This is a genomic window from Halobacterium sp. BOL4-2 (assembly GCF_016917835.2).
GTDB lineage: Archaea > Halobacteriota > Halobacteria > Halobacteriales > Halobacteriaceae > Halobacterium > Halobacterium salinarum.
This window is the reverse complement of sequence record NZ_CP070332.2, coordinates 658603-674232: the sequence shown is the minus strand read 5'-3', so window position 1 is coordinate 674232 and position 15630 is coordinate 658603. Positions and strand designations below refer to the sequence as shown.

17 protein-coding genes are annotated in these 15630 nt (G+C 69.6%); 9 read left to right on the top strand and 8 right to left on the bottom strand.

Features of this window, described 5'->3' with window-relative positions:
* Positions 1-3: 3 nt before the first annotated feature.
* Complete coding sequence (locus JRZ79_RS16710; RefSeq protein ID WP_231546351.1) at positions 4-1239, bottom strand: aminotransferase class V-fold PLP-dependent enzyme; 1236 nt, start codon at positions 1237-1239, stop codon at positions 4-6.
* A gap of 113 nt (positions 1240-1352) precedes the next feature.
* Here JRZ79_RS16710 and JRZ79_RS16705 point away from each other — a divergent pair, with 113 nt between their 5' ends.
* Positions 1353-2453 (top strand): iron transporter, encoded by a 1101-nt coding sequence (locus JRZ79_RS16705; RefSeq protein WP_205252595.1) that lies wholly within the window; start codon positions 1353-1355, stop codon positions 2451-2453.
* Here the strand turns inward: JRZ79_RS16705 and JRZ79_RS16700 are convergent.
* The 5 genes from JRZ79_RS16700 to JRZ79_RS16680 all read right to left on the bottom strand — a co-directional run bounded on the left by JRZ79_RS16700 (position 2423) and on the right by JRZ79_RS16680 (position 6520).
* Positions 2423-3874: a hypothetical protein gene (locus JRZ79_RS16700; RefSeq protein WP_010902642.1), complete on the bottom strand. Its 1452-nt coding sequence runs from the start codon at positions 3872-3874 to the stop codon at positions 2423-2425. The genes JRZ79_RS16705 and JRZ79_RS16700 overlap by 31 nt on opposite strands.
* Entirely contained in the window at positions 3858-4130 is a 273-nt protein-coding gene (locus tag JRZ79_RS16695) for a hypothetical protein (RefSeq protein ID WP_010902641.1), read from the bottom strand. The genes JRZ79_RS16700 and JRZ79_RS16695 overlap by 17 nt, the downstream gene beginning before the upstream one ends.
* Positions 4131-4199: 69 nt before the next feature.
* The gene (locus tag JRZ79_RS16690) at positions 4200-4721 is read right to left on the bottom strand and encodes a hypothetical protein (protein ID WP_205252594.1); all 522 of its coding nucleotides are present in this window, start codon (positions 4719-4721) and stop codon (positions 4200-4202) included.
* Positions 4711-6279: a sodium/proline symporter gene (locus JRZ79_RS16685; RefSeq protein ID WP_268824235.1), complete on the bottom strand. Its 1569-nt coding sequence runs from the start codon at positions 6277-6279 to the stop codon at positions 4711-4713. Before JRZ79_RS16685 ends, JRZ79_RS16690 begins: the two co-directional genes overlap by 11 nt.
* A 94-nt stretch (positions 6280-6373) precedes the next feature.
* Positions 6374-6520, bottom strand: a complete 147-nt coding sequence (locus JRZ79_RS16680; RefSeq protein ID WP_010902638.1) for a hypothetical protein — start codon at positions 6518-6520, stop codon at positions 6374-6376.
* A gap of 176 nt (positions 6521-6696) precedes the next feature.
* Between JRZ79_RS16680 and JRZ79_RS16675 the strand changes: the two genes are divergently transcribed.
* From JRZ79_RS16675 to JRZ79_RS16640, 8 genes are all read left to right on the top strand, one after another.
* Complete coding sequence (locus JRZ79_RS16675) at positions 6697-7176, top strand: DUF5793 family protein (RefSeq protein WP_010902637.1); 480 nt, start codon at positions 6697-6699, stop codon at positions 7174-7176.
* A gap of 45 nt (positions 7177-7221) precedes the next feature.
* Positions 7222-8604, top strand: a complete 1383-nt coding sequence (locus JRZ79_RS16670) for a phosphopentomutase/phosphoglucosamine mutase (RefSeq protein ID WP_205252593.1) — start codon at positions 7222-7224, stop codon at positions 8602-8604.
* 104 nt (positions 8605-8708) lie between these two features.
* The gene (locus JRZ79_RS16665; RefSeq protein ID WP_205252592.1) at positions 8709-9755 is read left to right on the top strand and encodes a BMP family protein; all 1047 of its coding nucleotides are present in this window, start codon (positions 8709-8711) and stop codon (positions 9753-9755) included.
* 24 nt (positions 9756-9779) lie between these two features.
* On the top strand, positions 9780-11300 hold the full coding sequence (locus JRZ79_RS16660; protein WP_205252591.1) for an ABC transporter ATP-binding protein: 1521 nt from the start codon (positions 9780-9782) through the stop codon (positions 11298-11300).
* On the top strand, positions 11297-12520 hold the full coding sequence (locus tag JRZ79_RS16655) for an ABC transporter permease (RefSeq protein ID WP_205252590.1): 1224 nt from the start codon (positions 11297-11299) through the stop codon (positions 12518-12520). Before JRZ79_RS16660 ends, JRZ79_RS16655 begins: the two co-directional genes overlap by 4 nt.
* The gene (locus tag JRZ79_RS16650; protein ID WP_136361262.1) at positions 12513-13598 is read left to right on the top strand and encodes an ABC transporter permease; all 1086 of its coding nucleotides are present in this window, start codon (positions 12513-12515) and stop codon (positions 13596-13598) included. Before JRZ79_RS16655 ends, JRZ79_RS16650 begins: the two co-directional genes overlap by 8 nt.
* 50 nt (positions 13599-13648) lie before the next feature.
* The gene (gene cdd, locus JRZ79_RS16645; protein WP_010902631.1) at positions 13649-14053 is read left to right on the top strand and encodes a cytidine deaminase; all 405 of its coding nucleotides are present in this window, start codon (positions 13649-13651) and stop codon (positions 14051-14053) included.
* Positions 14054-14106: 53 nt separating this feature from the next.
* Positions 14107-14928: a nucleoside phosphorylase gene (locus JRZ79_RS16640; protein ID WP_010902630.1), complete on the top strand. Its 822-nt coding sequence runs from the start codon at positions 14107-14109 to the stop codon at positions 14926-14928.
* Here JRZ79_RS16640 and JRZ79_RS16635 read toward each other — a convergent pair.
* Positions 14925-15446 (bottom strand): GrpB family protein, encoded by a 522-nt coding sequence (locus JRZ79_RS16635; RefSeq protein ID WP_205252589.1) that lies wholly within the window; start codon positions 15444-15446, stop codon positions 14925-14927. The two genes, JRZ79_RS16640 and JRZ79_RS16635, sit on opposite strands and share 4 nt — an antisense overlap.
* Positions 15446-15601, bottom strand: coding sequence for a hypothetical protein (locus JRZ79_RS16630; RefSeq protein ID WP_168731185.1), 156 nt, complete (start codon positions 15599-15601; stop codon positions 15446-15448). Before JRZ79_RS16630 ends, JRZ79_RS16635 begins: the two co-directional genes overlap by 1 nt.
* Between the last annotated feature and the right edge of the window lie 29 nt (positions 15602-15630).

The following is a 15630-nucleotide window of genomic DNA, read 5'->3' as shown; positions in this document are numbered from 1 at the left end:
CGACTACGGCGGGTTCGCGTCGGTGTCCGGGGGCTGCTCGTGGGCGGCCGTCGAGAGCACGGTTTCGAGTTCGTCTACGGCCACCCAGATGTCCTCGTGGCTGACGTAGTACGGCGACGGCGCCACCCGCAGCACGTCCGGCGGCCGAACGTCGACCGCAACGCCGCGCGCATCGAGGGCGCGCGCGACGCCCTCGGCGTTGGGGTGGGTGAGCGTGACGTGGCCACCGCGGCGCTCGGCCGCACGCGGCGACCGCACGTGGCAGTCCGGCACGTGAGCGTCCACCAGCCCGATCACGTACCACGTCAACGCCACCGAGTGTGCGCGGAGCTCAGTGATCCCGACCGCCGTACCCACGTCCAGCGCGCCGAACAGCGGCGCGGCGGCGTACACGTCGACCGGTGTGTGTTGCCACTCGGCGGCGTGGGAGGCGGCCGCCCCCGTGGACGGTGGGTCGTCGGGGGTCAGCCACGCCGCGCGCGCCGGCGCGGAGATGTCGGCGTTGTCGTCGTGAACGAACAGCCCGGCGACGGCACCCGGGCCGGCGTTCAGGTAGCGGTGACTGGACCACACCCCGAAATCGACGCCGCTGCGGTGGAGCGTGTGGTCGACCACGCCCGCCGAGTGCGCCAGATCAAAGCCGACGTACGCGCCGTGACTGTGCGCGATCTCGGTGATCGCGTCGACAGCGAGCAGTTGGCCCGTCCACGGGCGCACGGACGGCAGGTACACGACCGCCGTGTCGTCGGTGACTGCGTCCGCGACCGCGGCCGGCGTGATGGCACCGGTGTTGTCCGCAGCCACGGTCACGACGGGGCTGGCCGGCTCCTCGCCGGTGGCACCCGTGGCACCCTCGGGGACCACCACGGTGTCGCCGTCGGCGGCACGCCGGAACCCGGCGACGAGCCGGCGCGCAATCGTCCTCGGCGACCCGCCGGCGGCGACACACTCCGACGGCTTCGCGCCGATGAGTCCCGCCACGCGGTCCCCCAGCAGCTCGGCGTAGTCGGCCCACGCCGGCTCGGCGTTGGTCCACGCCCCGTCGCCACGGGCGCGCCACTGGTCGACCGCCCGCTGCAGTGTCGCCGCTGCGTCGTCACCGTGGGCCCCGAGCGTCGCGGCGGTCAACGCGACGCCGTCGCCGGGCGGCTCGAAGCGCTCCCGGAGCCCGGTGAGCGCGGCGTCCGCGTCCCGCATTCGCGCTGCCGACCGCGACGCGTCGAACGCCCCGTCGTCCATGCCTGCCTTCTGGGGTGTCAGACCAATAAACGTGGTGCCGGCTGGCACGCTCCCGCCGGCGTGGCCAGTGTTGGACCGGAACCCATACCTCCGCCGGTGCCCGTAGCACGCGTATGAACCGCCGCGCGTTCCTCACCGCAAGCGCCGGGCTTGGAAGCACCGCCGCGCTCGCAGGCTGCCTCGGCGCGCTTGGCTTCGAGCGCCAGTCGGCGTGGCGCGACCCGCCGCTCGCCGAGGACCGCCCGGACAGCGTGTACTATCCGGCGGTCGTCGAAGGCATGAGCGTCTACGGCACTGACAGCAGCGGTCGCGTCGGGTTCGCGCTCATGCACTCGTTCCCACACCGGTTCTGGACGGTCACCGGCACCGCACAGACCAAGGTGGTCGTCGACGCCGAGGACACCGTCCACCTGATGGCGACCGTCTGGGACACCGACTCCGGGGCGATCCTGCCGGTGGATCCCTCCATCACGATCACTGACGACGACGGTGCGACTGTCGGCACCACGACGCTCTGGCCGATGCTCTCCCCGAACATGGGGTTCCACTACGGGGACAACGTCGCGCTCCCGGGGTCGGGGACGTACGACGCCACGCTCACAGTCGGCCCGGTCGGCATCACGCGCACCGCGCCGTTCGGCGACGCGTTCGATACCGGCGCGTCCACGACCATCCCGTTCACGTTCGACCCGGCGGACACCTACAACCTCGAATACCGACGCCTCCGCGACCGGGCCGGTGACCCCGGGACCGTCGATTTGATGTCGATGGACGGGGTGCCGGAGCCGGTTGCGCCCGCGGAGTCGGCGCTGCCCGGCACGGTCCTCGGAGCGCCATCCGTCGACGGCATGGAGCTGGCGGTGTCCGTGGTGCGCGACGGCGCGCGGTTCGGTGCCGACGGCCAGCCGTACGTGGTGGTGTCCCCACGCACCCCGTACAACCGCATTCTCCTCCCGCGGATGGCGCTGTCACTGACCGCGACCGACGCCAGCGGTGCCACGCGCTTCGACGGCGCGCTGGCCCCCTCGCTCGACCCCGACCTCGGTGCCTACTACGGCGCGCCGGTCGAGGGGCTTGCGGGCGGCGAGACACTCACGATCACCGTCGACACGCCGCCGCAGCTCGCGCGCCACGACGGCTACGAGACCGCGTTCCGGGCCGCCGGCGGCACGGCCACGGTGTCCTACCCCACGAACGGCGGCACGGCACCCTGAAGCGACAGCAGCCACAGGCTGACGACGGTGTATCCGATCATCACGAGCACGAACGGGTACTGGCTTTTGATGGCAACCAGCCGCCGCGGGAACACGTCGTAGGCGGCGGTGTGTGCGGCCCACACCGCCAGCAGGTGCCCCGCGAGCACGAACGCGATGCTGGCGGCGTTGAACCAGCCCGGCGGTGACAACACCACGGGGTTCGGCGGCGGCACCAGCGGCGACGCGCTGACGGCAACCATCGCGGGGGCCAACGAGACGGCCAGTGTGGCGTAGTGTGCCAGGTGGTAGCCGGCCGCGACCGCCAACAGCGGCGGCGCGAACCGCACCGCGAGCGCTCTGCTGGTGAGATACGTCCCCGAGAGCCGGCGCGACCACCGGCCCGCGTACAGGTACGCGCCCAAGAACACGGCGTAGCCGGCGAGGAACACCGCCGTGTACACGACGATCGCGCGGTTGGTCGTGGAGCCGGCCGGCAGCACGGCTGTGAGCGTTCGGATCGTCGTGTCGCCGGCTGTCGTCGTGATGAACCCGCTGTAGGTCAGCTCCCAGACGAGCCCGATGACGAACGCGATGTCCGAGCGGTCCGTGACGACGTCGGGGTCTTGGAGCCGGCTGCCGGGGAGCACGGCCCGCACCCGGTCGGGGTATCGCTGCACGATCCCGACGGCCCCGTAACACCGCAGCATCACCGACACCGGGTCGGCGTTGTGGAACCACGCCTCCGGCCCGACCAGCACCGCGCCGGCGACGGTCACCACGGAGTACACCACCAACACCGTTGCCAGCACCGACGGCACCGTGCTGATCGGGAACACGACTTCCACCCAGACCAACGCGAGCAGTCCACAGACGGCCGGCCACCGCTTCAGGGACGCCGGATACGTGACGAACCCCGACGGGAGCACGGTCGCGATCGCGCGCCACGGGTTCAGGATCGGCCACACGTTGCCCACGACGTACGACAGGATCGGGAGCGCGGCCCGCCCGCCGGCGAACGCGATCAGGATCGTGAAGCTCGCGGTCGGGAGCGCCGGCCCGGTGAACCCGAGGTACACCGCCAACACGAGCACGACCACGCCGAGCGTCCGGCCGCCCCACACGGCCAGCCGGCGCAGGCGGCCGGCCGACGGCAGCGGGTACGACCAGTCGTCGAGGCGCGCGATGAACGCGCGGTCGGTGACGAAACTCGCGAGCAACGCCGACGCCCCGATCGTCGCGCCGCCGGTCGCGAGGTACAACCACCGCGGCACCGCCAAGGTGTCCTTGGGGGACTTCGAGAGCGTGAGGCCGTTGGACGCCCCAACGGTGCCCGCCAGCGCCGCCAGCGCCACACACCACACCACGAACTGCGCGCCGATACGGACCGCCGGCGTTCGCAGCACGCGCCCGACACCCTCCCAGTCAGGCGAGGATGGCATACATGATCAAGAACCCGAAGTACACGAGCACCAGCACTGCCAGCGCTCGGAGGCGGAACGACCGCAAGTCGTCCTCTTCGGCGAGGTATGCGTCTTGGAAGGCCGCCCGTTCGGCGTCGTCGATGCGCTGTGGGTGGTCGGTGCCCTTGTGTAAGGTCAGCCGCGTTGCCGACGGGAAGGGGCGCTGGCAGTACTCGCAGACGGCTGCCGGCGTCTCACCCGCGGGCACGGCGGTCGCGTGCTGTGCTGTCGTCATGGGGTCAGTATGCAGTGGCTAACAGCCACCGGGTTGAAGATGTTCTGGTCGGGCGTGCTCGCCGGCGCGCTACGGTGCCAGCGGGCGCTCGTCGCCGGTGACGCTGTCCACGATCACGTCGCCGCCGTCGCGGGCGGCGAGCCAGAACAGCTTGTGCGCCGCGACCGGCGCCGACAGCTCGATCTCGGGGGCGGCACCTAGCGAATACGACCGCAGCGTCCACTTGAAGACGGCGTCGCGCGCCAGCGCCCGGGACTGCTCGCGGTCCACGGCGGACGGCACCACGAGCACGTCGGCAAGCGTTCGGGTGGTCGTTTCGGGATGGGTGTCCGCGCGCAGCGGGAGCCTGCGGGCGCGGTCGAGGCTGACGACGTACTCGGTGTCGCGGTCGCCGAGGAACCGCCGGCTGATCGTGGCCGTGGCGCGGTAGACGAGATACGGATACGCGACCGCGCCGACCCGGCCGGTTGCAGCCACCTCATCGCGGCTGATCGCGGGCGCGATCACGTCCAGCGTGGCGCGCTCGCGGACCCGTTGGTCGTCGTCACCCGCGGGGACCGATGGGATCGACTGGCCCCCGTCAGTCGTCATCCGTCCAGTAGTCGGTGTCGGCGACGTGGGACCGGATGCTGTCGTGTTCAGTGATCGGCGCCGGATCGGGGCGCCCGCCGTCGGTGGCGTACTCGCTGCCGTCGCCGTCGTCGTCCGTGATCGCCGCCAACGGCCGATGCATCATGTCGAACGCCTCCGAAACGTCGTCCTGGTCGGGCGGCGTTGTCAACAGCGACACAACCACGAGCACGACCGCGGACACCACGAACGCCGGGAACAGCCCGTACACGGTCAGCATCCCCGACACTGCTGGGTGGAAGCTGTTGACCGTCTCCGCCCCCAAGATGGTGGGCCACTGCGTCCACAGGATCATCGTCGCCGTGCCCGTGACCATGCTCGCGACTGCGCCCGCCGCGGTGACGCGGCGCCACCACAGCACGGCGATCAACAACGGCCCCAGCGCCGCGCCCAGCCCGCCCCACGCGTAGTTCAACACCAGCTCGTAGATCGGCGTGTTCCGGGCGACGTACGCGAACCCGATGGACGCGAACCCGATCGCGAGCGTGACGTACCGCGAGTACCGCACCAGCTGGGCTTCCGTCGCCTGCTCGTTCAGGAAGCCGTGGTAGACGTCCTCGACGACGGCGCTCGTCGCGACCAACAGCTGTGAGTCCGCGCTCGACATCATCGCGGCCAGCGCCGCCGCCAACACGACGCCGGCGACCGCGCTCGGCAGCAGTTCCAGCGTCACCAGCGGCATCGCGTTGTCGGTGTTTTCGAGGCCGCCGAACTGCGTGAGTGCGTACAGTCCCACCAGCGCAGCGCCGATGTACGCGACGAACATGAACAGCTGTGCGACGACCGCCGCGGTGCGGACGTTGCGCACGCGGTCGATCCCCATGAACCGCACCATGATGTGTGGGTTCCCGGGGATGCCCAGCCCGACCGCGGCGTACGAGATGATGCCGAACAGCGCCGCCCAACCGGTCGCGCCGCCGGTGATGCTCGTCAGCGACGCGCCGTTGTCCATCGCCGCGAGGTCGGCGAACGGCAGCCCCCAAGTGGCGTACGCGATGATCGGCAGGATCGCGAACGCCGCGAGGATGATCGCGCCCTGGAAGTAGTCCGACCACGCCACCGCGAAGTAGCCGCCGAGCATCGTGTACCCGACGACGATGACGCCGCCCGCGACGATGCCCACCCACATGTCGACGCCCGTGAGCACGCGCAACAGCGTGCCGGCGGCGACGATCTGCGCGCCGACGTAGCTCCCCTCGAAGACGATCAACACGAACGACGACACCGCCTTCACGACGCCGGTGTCGTCGTTGAGTCGGGTCGCGAAAAACGTCGGCAGCGTCACCGCGCGCACGATCTCGCTGTACTTCCGGAGGCGCTTGGCCAACCCCGCCCACGCCGCGAGGTCCGCGGGGATCATGCCGACGCCGTTGTAGAACGCCATGATGCCCGTGGTGTAGGCGTCACCGGGCACGCCGAGCGTGAGCCAGCCGCTCATCTCCGAGGCGCGCTCGGAGAACCCCGTCACAACCGGGCCCACGTCGCGGCCGCCGATGACGTAATCCCCCACGGAGTCCATGAAGCGACTCGCCCAGACGCCGATCCCGATCAGCACCACGAGGTAGGCGGCGAACGCGCCCAGCACCCACGCGTTCGCGCTCCCGGCGAGCGCGTTACTCACTGTGGTCACCCGTGAGCCCGTATCGCTCTCGGAGCCGCCGCTCGCGGCGCCCCTCCCAAACGTAGTACACCACCAGCGCCACGAGGTAGGCGACGAACGGTGCGAACAGTCCGATCCAGTCGAGTGTCCCGACCGCCATGTTGTCAGCACTGAGAGTCGCCGAACCCTGAAAACCCTAACGTCGTCGGCATGCGTTCGCTGGCGACCGGCTGCCAAACTAACACGACCATGGTCGCCCCCGCTCCGGGGGCGGGATTATTGTCACACAACGAGCGTTACGTTCATTTCCCTGTCCGCCCAAGGTGTTGCCAGGGAATGCGCCGGGATTATTTCGAGCTCGACGTGTCAAACGTCGACTGGGTTGCGAACGGCGGCAAACCGAAACAGCCGACGGTCGTGATCGAGTTCACGGGCGATACTGACGCGCTCCGGGACCGCCTCACCGACACCACGGGGGCGGTACTGGAAGCCACGGAGACGGACGCGGCGTTCCGGCTCACGGACGCCGCCGACGACACCGACGCCGCGGGCGTCGTTTCGGTCACGAACCGCGTCACCGGTGATTTCATCCTCGAACTGAACGTCGCCGCCGACGACGTCACACAGTTCGTCCGTGCCGCCCGGCGGTACGGCGAATCCGACGCCGCACGCGACGCCGACGGGCGGTACCGCGTCGAGATCCGGGTCGACGGCACGGAGCTGGTTGTCCACGAGAAAGCCACGTTCCTCGTCTACAGCAGCGACGGCGACCTCCTGCGGGGGCGCAGCCTGATCCCCAGCGGTGTCGAACTCTAACCCCAGATAGGGATAGCTAAGTGTGCGGGCGCGCTGGCGTCGCGCATGGACGACACCGACGACGGTCGTGTCGAGCTGTTCGGGACGGCAGGAATCAGGGGGGACGCGGTCGAGACGGTCACGCCACGGCTGGCCCTGGCTGTCGGCACCGCCGCCGCAACCACCGCGCCCGGCGACACGCCGGAGTTCGTTGTCTCCCGGGACGGCCGCGAAACCGGCCCGGCACTGATCGCCGCGGTCACTGCGGGGCTGGCCGCCGGCGGTGCGCGCGTGATCCGCGGCGGCGTGTTACCGACCCCGGCGCTGGCGTACGCGAGCCGGGGGCGACGCGGCATCCAGGTGACCGCCAGCCACAACCCGCCGTCGGACAACGGCATCAAGCTGTTTGCGGACGGCCGGGAGTACGACAGCGACGCCGAGCGCGCCATCGAAACGCGGGTGGCGGCTGACACGGAGTACGCCGCGTGGGCGGAGTGGGGCAGCGCGGAGTCGGCGACGGTGCGCCCCGATTACCGGGCGGCCGTCGAGGCGTTCGCGCGCGACCACGGCGCGCCCCTCGACGGGACCACGGTCGCGGTGGACTGTGGCAACGGCGTCGCTGCGGTCGCCACCCCCCACGTCCTGCGGGCGCTCGGCGCGCACGTCGTCACGCTGAACGCCAACGTCGACGGGCATTTCCCCGGGCGGCCGAGCAAACCAACGCCCGAGACGGTCACCGACCTTCGGGAGTTCGTCGCCACCGGTGACGCGGCGTTCGGGATCGCCCACGACGGCGACGCCGACCGCATCGTCATCGTCGACGGCGACGGCGACATCGTCCACGAGGACACCATCGTCGCGATCCTCGCCGACCACTACACGCGGACCAGCGACGCCGCCGATCCGGTCGTGGTGACCACGCCGAACGCCAGCGGCCGCATCGACGACCGGGTCACGGCGGCCGGCGGGCGCGTCGAGCGCGTCCAGTTGGGGGCGCTCCACGAGGGCATCGCCGCGGCCCGCGACGACGGCGGCGACGTCGTGTTCGCGGCCGAACCCTGGAAGCACATCCACACTGCGTTCGGCGGTTGGATCGACGGCGTCGCGTCCGCCGCAGTGCTGTCGCGGCTGGTCGCCGACGCCGGCGGTCTCGCGCCGCTCCGCGATCCGGTGACAGAGCGCCCCTACCGGAAGGTCAGCGTCGACTGCCCGGACGAGAAGAAAGCCGCCGTGATGGACGCCGTCGCGGACCGGCTGCCCGACGCCCACCCGGACGCCGACGTGGAAACCGAGTACGGCGTCCGGCTCGCGTTCGCCGACGGATCCTGGACGCTGGTGCGCCCCAGCGGGACCGAACCGTACGTCCGCGTGTACGCCGAGAGCAGCGACGTCGACGAGCTCGTCGACGCCGTTACCGACGTCGTGGCGTCGACCGTCAGCGACGTCTGATCGCGTCGCGGACAACAGCCACACACACATATGTCGAAATCGGCCACAGTAGCTGGCGAAAGCGGCACGTTTATCATAACTTGTCACCCTCAACATTGGCACGCATGGCCGATTTCGACCGACGGGAATTCCTGAAACTAGCGGGGGGAACAGTTGGCGCATCGCTGGTCGCAGGTTGTAGTAGTGGCGGCGGCGGCGACACCACGAAGGTCGGCACGGTGTACGGGACTGGGGGTCTCGGCGACGGCTCGTTCAACGACCAAGCCAAACAAGGCCTCGAACGGGCGAAAAAAGAGCTGGACATCACGTACGAGGAGACCCAACCCGAGAGCAACTCCGAGTTCGCAACCGACCAACAGCAGTACGCCCAGGACGGCAGCTTCGATCTGGTGAACTGTGTGGGGTACGCACAGAAGGACGCACTGGCGACGAACGCCGCTGACTTCCCCGACCAGCGGTGGGCGCTCGTCGACGAAACCGTCGACCAGGACAACGTCGCGAGCTACCGGTTCCGCGAGGAAGCGGGCTCCTACCTCGTGGGCGAGCTGGCGGGGCTGCTCACCCAGCGCGAGTTCAGCGCGGGCAGCGGCGCGACCAACCCCGACGCCGCCACGGTCGGGTTCGTGGGCGGCATAGAAACCCCGCTCATCAAGAAGTTCGAGGCCGGGTTCACCGCCGGCGTGAACGACGTCAGCGAGGACATCGACGTGCTGTCGTCGTACGTCGGCAGCTTCAACGACCCGTCGGCGGGCCAGTCACAGGCACGGTCGATGTTCAACTCCGGGGCGGACATCATCTACCACGCGTCCGCTGCGACCGGCGATGGCGTGTTCCGCGCCGCACAGGACATCGGCCGGTTCGCCATCGGCGTGGACCGCGATCAGTCCGTCACGAAGTCGGATTTCGCCGACGTCGTCCTCGCGAGCATGGTCAAGCGCGTCGACACCGCCGTCTACGACGCCATCAACGCGGTCGCCAACGGGAACTTCGCGGGCGGGGAGACGACCCGCCTCGGGCTCGAAGACGACGGCGTCGCGGCGGTCTACGGCGACCAGCTCGGCGCCGAGATCCCGCAGTCGGTCAAAGACGCCGTCTCGAAGAGTCGCACTGAACTCATCGCCGGGGACATCGACGTCCCGACGGAGCCGTAGCCGCACCGACACCCGACCACACTGATGACTTCGATTTCCCTGTCGGGAATCACGAAGCGATTTCCCGGCGTCGTGGCCAACGACGACGTCACGCTGACCGTCGAAGAGGGAACCGTCCACGCGCTGCTCGGCGAGAACGGCGCTGGCAAAACCACACTGATGAACGTCCTCTACGGGCTGTACGAGCCCGACGAAGGGACGGTGTCCGTAGGCGGCACCGAACGGGCGTTCGACTCGCCCCGGGACGCCATCGACGCGGGCATCGGGATGATCCACCAGCATTTCATGCTCGTGGACTCGATGACCGTCGCCGAGAACGTCGTCCTGGGCAACGAACCCCGAAAGTGGCGGGGGCTGCGCGTGGACCGCGAGGCCGCTCGGGCCGCCGTCGACGACCTCTGTGACCGGTACGGCTTCGACGTGGACCCCACCGCACGCGTCGCGGACGTCAGCGTCGGCGTCCAGCAGCGCGTCGAAATCCTGAAAGCCCTCTACCGGGGGGCTGACGTGCTCATCCTCGACGAACCGACCGCTGTGCTCACACCCCAGGAGGTGGATGACCTCTTCGAGGTGCTCGGGGAACTCACCGCCGAGGGGAAGACGATCATCTTCATCACGCACAAGCTCGGGGAGGCGCTGCACGCCGCCGACGACGTGACCGTTCTGCGTGACGGCAAGACCGTCGGCGCACTGCCGACCGCGGACACCACCCGCGAAGAGCTCGCCGAGCTGATGGTCGGACGCGAGGTCTTACTCGACATCGACGCCGACGCCGGCACGCCCGGCGACACGGTGCTCGACGTGGACTCGCTCACGGTGACCGACGGGGACGGCATCGACCGCGTCGCCGACGTGTCCATGCGCGTTCGCGCCGGTGAAGTGTACGGCATCGCGGGCGTCGACGGCAACGGGCAGGCCGAACTCGTCGAAGCGATCACCGGGCTGCGCGTCCCCGACGCCGGGGCCGTGACCTTCGACGGCGAGGACGTGACCCAGCGTTCCCGCCGCCACCACATCGAGGCCGGGATGGCGTACGTGCCCGAGGACCGCCACGAGCGCGGCCTCGTGATGGATTCGGACCTCGTCGCCAACGGCATCCTCGGGAGCCAGCGCGCCCCCGCGTTCACCACCGGGAGCCGCATCGACTGGCAGTCGGCGCGCACGCACGCCACCGACGTCATCGACACCTACGACGTGCGGCCGCGCGACGCCGACGCCACCGCCGCCTCGCTGTCCGGGGGCAACCAACAGAAGTTCATCGTGGGCCGCGAGTTCGAACGCGACCCCGATCTCGTCGTCGTCATGCATCCGACGCGGGGCGTCGACATCGGCTCGACGGAGTTCATCCGCGAGCGCCTGCTTGAGCTCCGCGACGAGGGGACTGCGGTGCTGTTGGTGTCCTCGAAACTCGACGAAGTGACGAGCCTTTCGGACCGCCTCGCGGTGCTGTACGAGGGCCGCGTCATGGACGAAGTGGACCCCGACACCGTGACCGAAGAAGCACTCGGCCTCCTGATGGCCGGCCAACACCCGGAGGAACAATGAGCCAGGACACACCACGATGGCGGCGCGCGATCGCACGGCTTGTCGACGCATCGGTGAAAGAACGCCTCGTCATCAGCGTCGCCGCGCTCGTGCTCGCGGTCGCCGTCGGCTTCGTGATCGTCACGCTCGCCGGGTTGGCGGCCTCGTGCACCACGCACCCCACCATCTTCGGCGTGCGGACGCCGTCGTGTTACGATCCGTTTGCGGTCTACAGCGAGCTGTTCCTCGGCGCGATCGGCCACCCCGAGCAGGTGTTGTTCGGGACCGGCACCTGGACGCCCCTGGATTTCCGGGTGGCGTCGCTGCTCCGGTCCACGACGCTGCTGGTGTTCACCGGGCTCGCGGTCGCAGTGTCGTTCCGCGCGGGCATGTTCAACATCGGGGTGCAGGGGCAGTTGCTCCTGGGCGCGCTCGCCGCCGCACTCGCCACCGTTTACGCCGCCCCGCTCGTTCCGGGTGGCGTTGTCGGGACGCTCGTGCTCGTCCCCGTCGGCATCGTCGCGGGCGCACTCGCGGGCGGCGTCTGGGGAGCGATCCCCGGCGCGCTGAAAGCGTACGCCGACGCCAACGAGGTGATCACCACGATCATGCTGAACTTCGTGGCCGCCAACCTCGCGTACGTCGCGGTGTCGACGTGGTTCACGCCCGCCGACAGCTCGCTGGTGCAGACCGCCACCATTCCGGCCGCCGCCCGGATCCCCAACGTCCCCTTCGGGTTCCAACCACGGGACAACTTCAGCCTCCTCGGCCTGCTGTTCGCGGTGGCGCTCGTCGTCGGCGTCGCGTATCTGCTCGCGCGCACCTCGTTCGGGTACGACCTCCGCACCAGTGGCTCGCAGCCCGAGGCGGCCGCCTACGGCGGCGTCAAGGAGAAGCGCACGATGGTCACGAGCATGGGCATTTCGGGCGTGCTCGGGGGTATTTCGGGCGCGATGCTCGTGCTGATGGTGCAGGGGCGGTGGCTCTCGAACCTCCCACAGCTCGGGTTCGACGGCATCACCGTCTCCATCCTCGCCGGCAACAACCCGCTCGGGGTCGGGTTCGCCGCGCTCCTGTTCGGCGTGCTCAAAAGCGGGTCCGCTGCCATCGGGTTCGGGACGAACGTTCCGCCGGCGCTGGTGGACGTGCTCCGCGGGCTCATCATCCTGTTCGTCGCGATGCCCGAGTTCTTCAGGCTGCTTGGCGGCCGCCTCGGCGTCGGGGGTGACGTCGATGCGTAAGCCGGACCGCGGCACCCTCATGGCCGCGCTCGGCGGGCTCGCCGCCGTCGTCGTCGCGCTCGGCGTGGTGTTCCCGGGCAGCGTCGCCGGGGAACTCCTCGGCATCGCGTCCCGCCCAATCATGGCGGAGATCGCGCTCCGGCTCGCGGTCCCCATCACGCTGGCGGCGCTGGGCGGCATCTTCGCCGAGAAGTCGGGCGTCATCAATATCGGCCTGGAGGGACTGCTCATCATCTCCTCGTTCACCGCGGTGCTCGTTGCGTGGGCGCTGGGCGGAACCACCAGCGCCGCGCTGTGGACCGGGTTCGCGGGCGGCGTCCTCGCAAGCGTGTTGCTCGCGGGGCTGTTCGCGGTGGTCTGCATCAAGTACGAGGCCGACCAGATCATCGCCGGGCTCGCGGTGTGGCTGGTGGCGCTCGGGCTCGCCCCGTTCGCGTCCTCGGTCGTGTTCGGCGGCAAGAACACGACCTCGATCAACCGCTTCAGCGAGTGGACGGTGCCGGTCCTCCACGACGCGTTCGTGAACTCCGGCGTCGGCATCCTGTCGTACGTCGGCCACGTGCTGTTGCGCGCCAACCCCATCGTCTACCTGATGTTCGGCGCGGTCGCGGTGTCGTGGTACGTGCTCAACCACACCGCCTTCGGGCGGTGGGTGGAGGCCTCCGGGGAGAACCCCAACGCCCTCGACACCGCGGGCGTGAACGTGCATCGCGTCCGGTACGCGAGCGTGCTCGTCTCGGGGCTGCTGTCCGGCATGGGCGGCGCGGCGCTCTCGGTCGGACACGTCGGGTCGTTCGTCGGCAACGGCACCACGATGATCGACGGCAAGGGCTTCATCGCGATCGCCACCTACCTCTTCGGGAACTACAACCCCCTGGGGACGTTCGGGGCCGCGATGCTGTTCTCCGGACTGGAATCACTCCAGATCGGCATCCAGCAGTTCACGCCCTACGAGGTGCCCTCCCAGCTGATCCAAGTCATTCCCTACGTCACGGTCGTCGTGGTGCTCGTGCTCGTGGGTCGCACCCGGATCCCGGAGGCGGCCGGCGAGTACTACGAGTCCGGCGACGACCGCTGACCCGCGCCGGGAACACCGGACTCTTGTCGGTGCTCGAACTGTCATGTGGTATGGACACCGATGACCTCCTTGCGGCGGCCCGTGACGCAACCGCGGCCGCCCACGTTCCGTACTCCGAGTACAAGGTCGGGGCCGCACTGGACACCGCAAGCGGCGCAGTCTACACGGGCTGCAACATCGAGAACGCGAACTACTCGAACAGCCTGCACGCCGAGGAGGTCGCCGTCGGGAAGGCGGTCAGCGCCGGCGACACCGACTTCCAGCGCCTCGCGGTCACGTCGAGCCAGCGGGACGCGGTGACGCCGTGTGGCATGTGCCGCCAGACGCTCGCGGAGTTCGCCGCCGACGACCTCACGATCCTCTGTGACAGCGGCGACGACACCGCCGGCGTGGTCACGTACACGCTCGGCGAGCTGCTGCCGGACACCATCACGGCGTCGAACCTGGACGCGTAGCGCAGCGGGCGCGAACACCAAGACACTTTGCGGGCGCACATCGAAGCGGGTGTATGCCCGGAACGAGCGAGGACCCCAACGACGAGGTCCAATACCACCTGGAAGTCGCCGCCGAGGACATCGCTGACGCCGTGTTGTTGCCGGGGAACCCGGAGCGAGTCGACACCATCACGCCGCTGTGGGACGACCACGAGGAGATGGCCCACCACCGCGAATACCGCACCGCGACCGGTGCGTACGACGGCACGCCGATCTCCGTCACGTCGACGGGCATCGGCTCCCCGTCGGCCGCCATCGCCGTCGAAGAGCTCGCGCGTGCGGGCGCTGACACGTTCATCCGCGTCGGATCGTGTGGCGCGCTCCAGGCCGACATGGAACCCGGCGACCTGGTCATCACGCGCGGCGCGGTCCGTCAGGAGGGCACGACCGACGAGTACGTGCGCGAGGACTACCCGGCAGTCGCCGATCACGAAGTCGTCGCCGCGCTGATCGCCGCCGCCGAACGCCTCGGCCACGACTACCACGTCGGGCTCACGATGTCTGCGGACTCCTTCTACGCCGGCCAGGGCCGCGACGGCTTCGAGGGGTTCCGCGCGCCCGGCGCCGACGCGATGCTCGACGAACTCCGCGACGCGAACGTGAAGAACATCGAGATGGAGGCCGCCGCCATCTGCACGCTCGCGAACGTCTACGGCCTGCGCGCCGGTGCCGTCTGCTCGGTGTTCGCGAACCGCGAGACCGGCGAGTTCCTCACCGAGGGCGAATCCACCGCTTCGGAAACGGCGAGCCTGGCGGTCCACCTGCTCGCGAAAATGGACCAGCGGAAGGCGGCGGCGGGCGTCGACCAGTGGCACGCTGGCATGAGCCTCGACTAATCCGAGTCCACGAGCGCTAGCATGCGCTCGACGTACGCACTCTTCGCCGCCGTGTACGCGCGCCGGTCGTCGGCGTGTTCGGCCGCCAGTTCGCGTTTCAACTCGGCGTACTCCTCGCGGCGGTCGGGGCTGCTGCGGAGGGCGTCCCGGAACGCGATCTGCTCGCGATAACAGTCGCTGTCCCGAGTGACCAGCGAGAGGTAATGCGTGCGCTCCGAGCGCGGCCCCTTCGCGAGGAACACGCGATCGGGCACGTCGTCGTTCGGCCGGTGCTCGTAGCCGTGAGCCGCCAGCACAACGGCGAGGTCGTCGGCAGTCGAGTCGTCGTCAACGACGGCGAGCACGTCGATGACGGGTTTCGTTGGCAGGCCGTCGACGGCGGTGCTACCCACGTGCTGGAAGTCCAGCACCCGGTCGCCGACGAGTTCGCGGAGGCGCTGGGCCTCGCGCTCGTAGGCGTCGTGCCACGCCGAGTCGTGGGGTTCCAGTTCGACCGTGTCGCGCGCTAGCCCGACCATCACTCACGCGGCCCGGCGTCGTCCGAAAGGAACACGCTGTCCTGATCTGAGAAGTACACGTCGAGCGCTCGGAGCGCGCCGACGTAGGCACCGAACGAAAGGACTGTTACCGAGACGAGCGCACCGAGCACGAGTGCAACTAAACCGGAGGGCATACCGGCGCTTCGTCGTGCCGGTACTCGAA

What these genes read in the sequence shown, in the direction of transcription:
- JRZ79_RS16710 (WP_231546351.1), bottom strand. Translation starts at nt 1,239, where the DNA reads ATGGACGACGGGGCGTTCGACGCGTCGCGGTCGGCAGCGCGAATGCGG.
- JRZ79_RS16705 (WP_205252595.1), top strand. Translation starts at nt 1,353, where the DNA reads ATGAACCGCCGCGCGTTCCTCACCGCAAGCGCCGGGCTTGGAAGCACC.
- JRZ79_RS16700 (WP_010902642.1), bottom strand. Translation starts at nt 3,874, where the DNA reads ATGCCATCCTCGCCTGACTGGGAGGGTGTCGGGCGCGTGCTGCGAACG.
- JRZ79_RS16695 (WP_010902641.1), bottom strand. Translation starts at nt 4,130, where the DNA reads ATGACGACAGCACAGCACGCGACCGCCGTGCCCGCGGGTGAGACGCCG.
- JRZ79_RS16690 (WP_205252594.1), bottom strand. Translation starts at nt 4,721, where the DNA reads ATGACGACTGACGGGGGCCAGTCGATCCCATCGGTCCCCGCGGGTGAC.
- JRZ79_RS16685 (WP_268824235.1), bottom strand. Translation starts at nt 6,279, where the DNA reads ATGGACTCCGTGGGGGATTACGTCATCGGCGGCCGCGACGTGGGCCCG.
- JRZ79_RS16680 (WP_010902638.1), bottom strand. Translation starts at nt 6,520, where the DNA reads ATGGCGGTCGGGACACTCGACTGGATCGGACTGTTCGCACCGTTCGTC.
- JRZ79_RS16675 (WP_010902637.1), top strand. Translation starts at nt 6,697, where the DNA reads ATGCGCCGGGATTATTTCGAGCTCGACGTGTCAAACGTCGACTGGGTT.
- JRZ79_RS16670 (WP_205252593.1), top strand. Translation starts at nt 7,222, where the DNA reads ATGGACGACACCGACGACGGTCGTGTCGAGCTGTTCGGGACGGCAGGA.
- JRZ79_RS16665 (WP_205252592.1), top strand. Translation starts at nt 8,709, where the DNA reads ATGGCCGATTTCGACCGACGGGAATTCCTGAAACTAGCGGGGGGAACA.
- JRZ79_RS16660 (WP_205252591.1), top strand. Translation starts at nt 9,780, where the DNA reads ATGACTTCGATTTCCCTGTCGGGAATCACGAAGCGATTTCCCGGCGTC.
- JRZ79_RS16655 (WP_205252590.1), top strand. Translation starts at nt 11,297, where the DNA reads ATGAGCCAGGACACACCACGATGGCGGCGCGCGATCGCACGGCTTGTC.
- JRZ79_RS16650 (WP_136361262.1), top strand. Translation starts at nt 12,513, where the DNA reads ATGCGTAAGCCGGACCGCGGCACCCTCATGGCCGCGCTCGGCGGGCTC.
- cdd (WP_010902631.1), top strand. Translation starts at nt 13,649, where the DNA reads ATGGACACCGATGACCTCCTTGCGGCGGCCCGTGACGCAACCGCGGCC.
- JRZ79_RS16640 (WP_010902630.1), top strand. Translation starts at nt 14,107, where the DNA reads ATGCCCGGAACGAGCGAGGACCCCAACGACGAGGTCCAATACCACCTG.
- JRZ79_RS16635 (WP_205252589.1), bottom strand. Translation starts at nt 15,446, where the DNA reads ATGGTCGGGCTAGCGCGCGACACGGTCGAACTGGAACCCCACGACTCG.
- JRZ79_RS16630 (WP_168731185.1), bottom strand. Translation starts at nt 15,601, where the DNA reads ATGCCCTCCGGTTTAGTTGCACTCGTGCTCGGTGCGCTCGTCTCGGTA.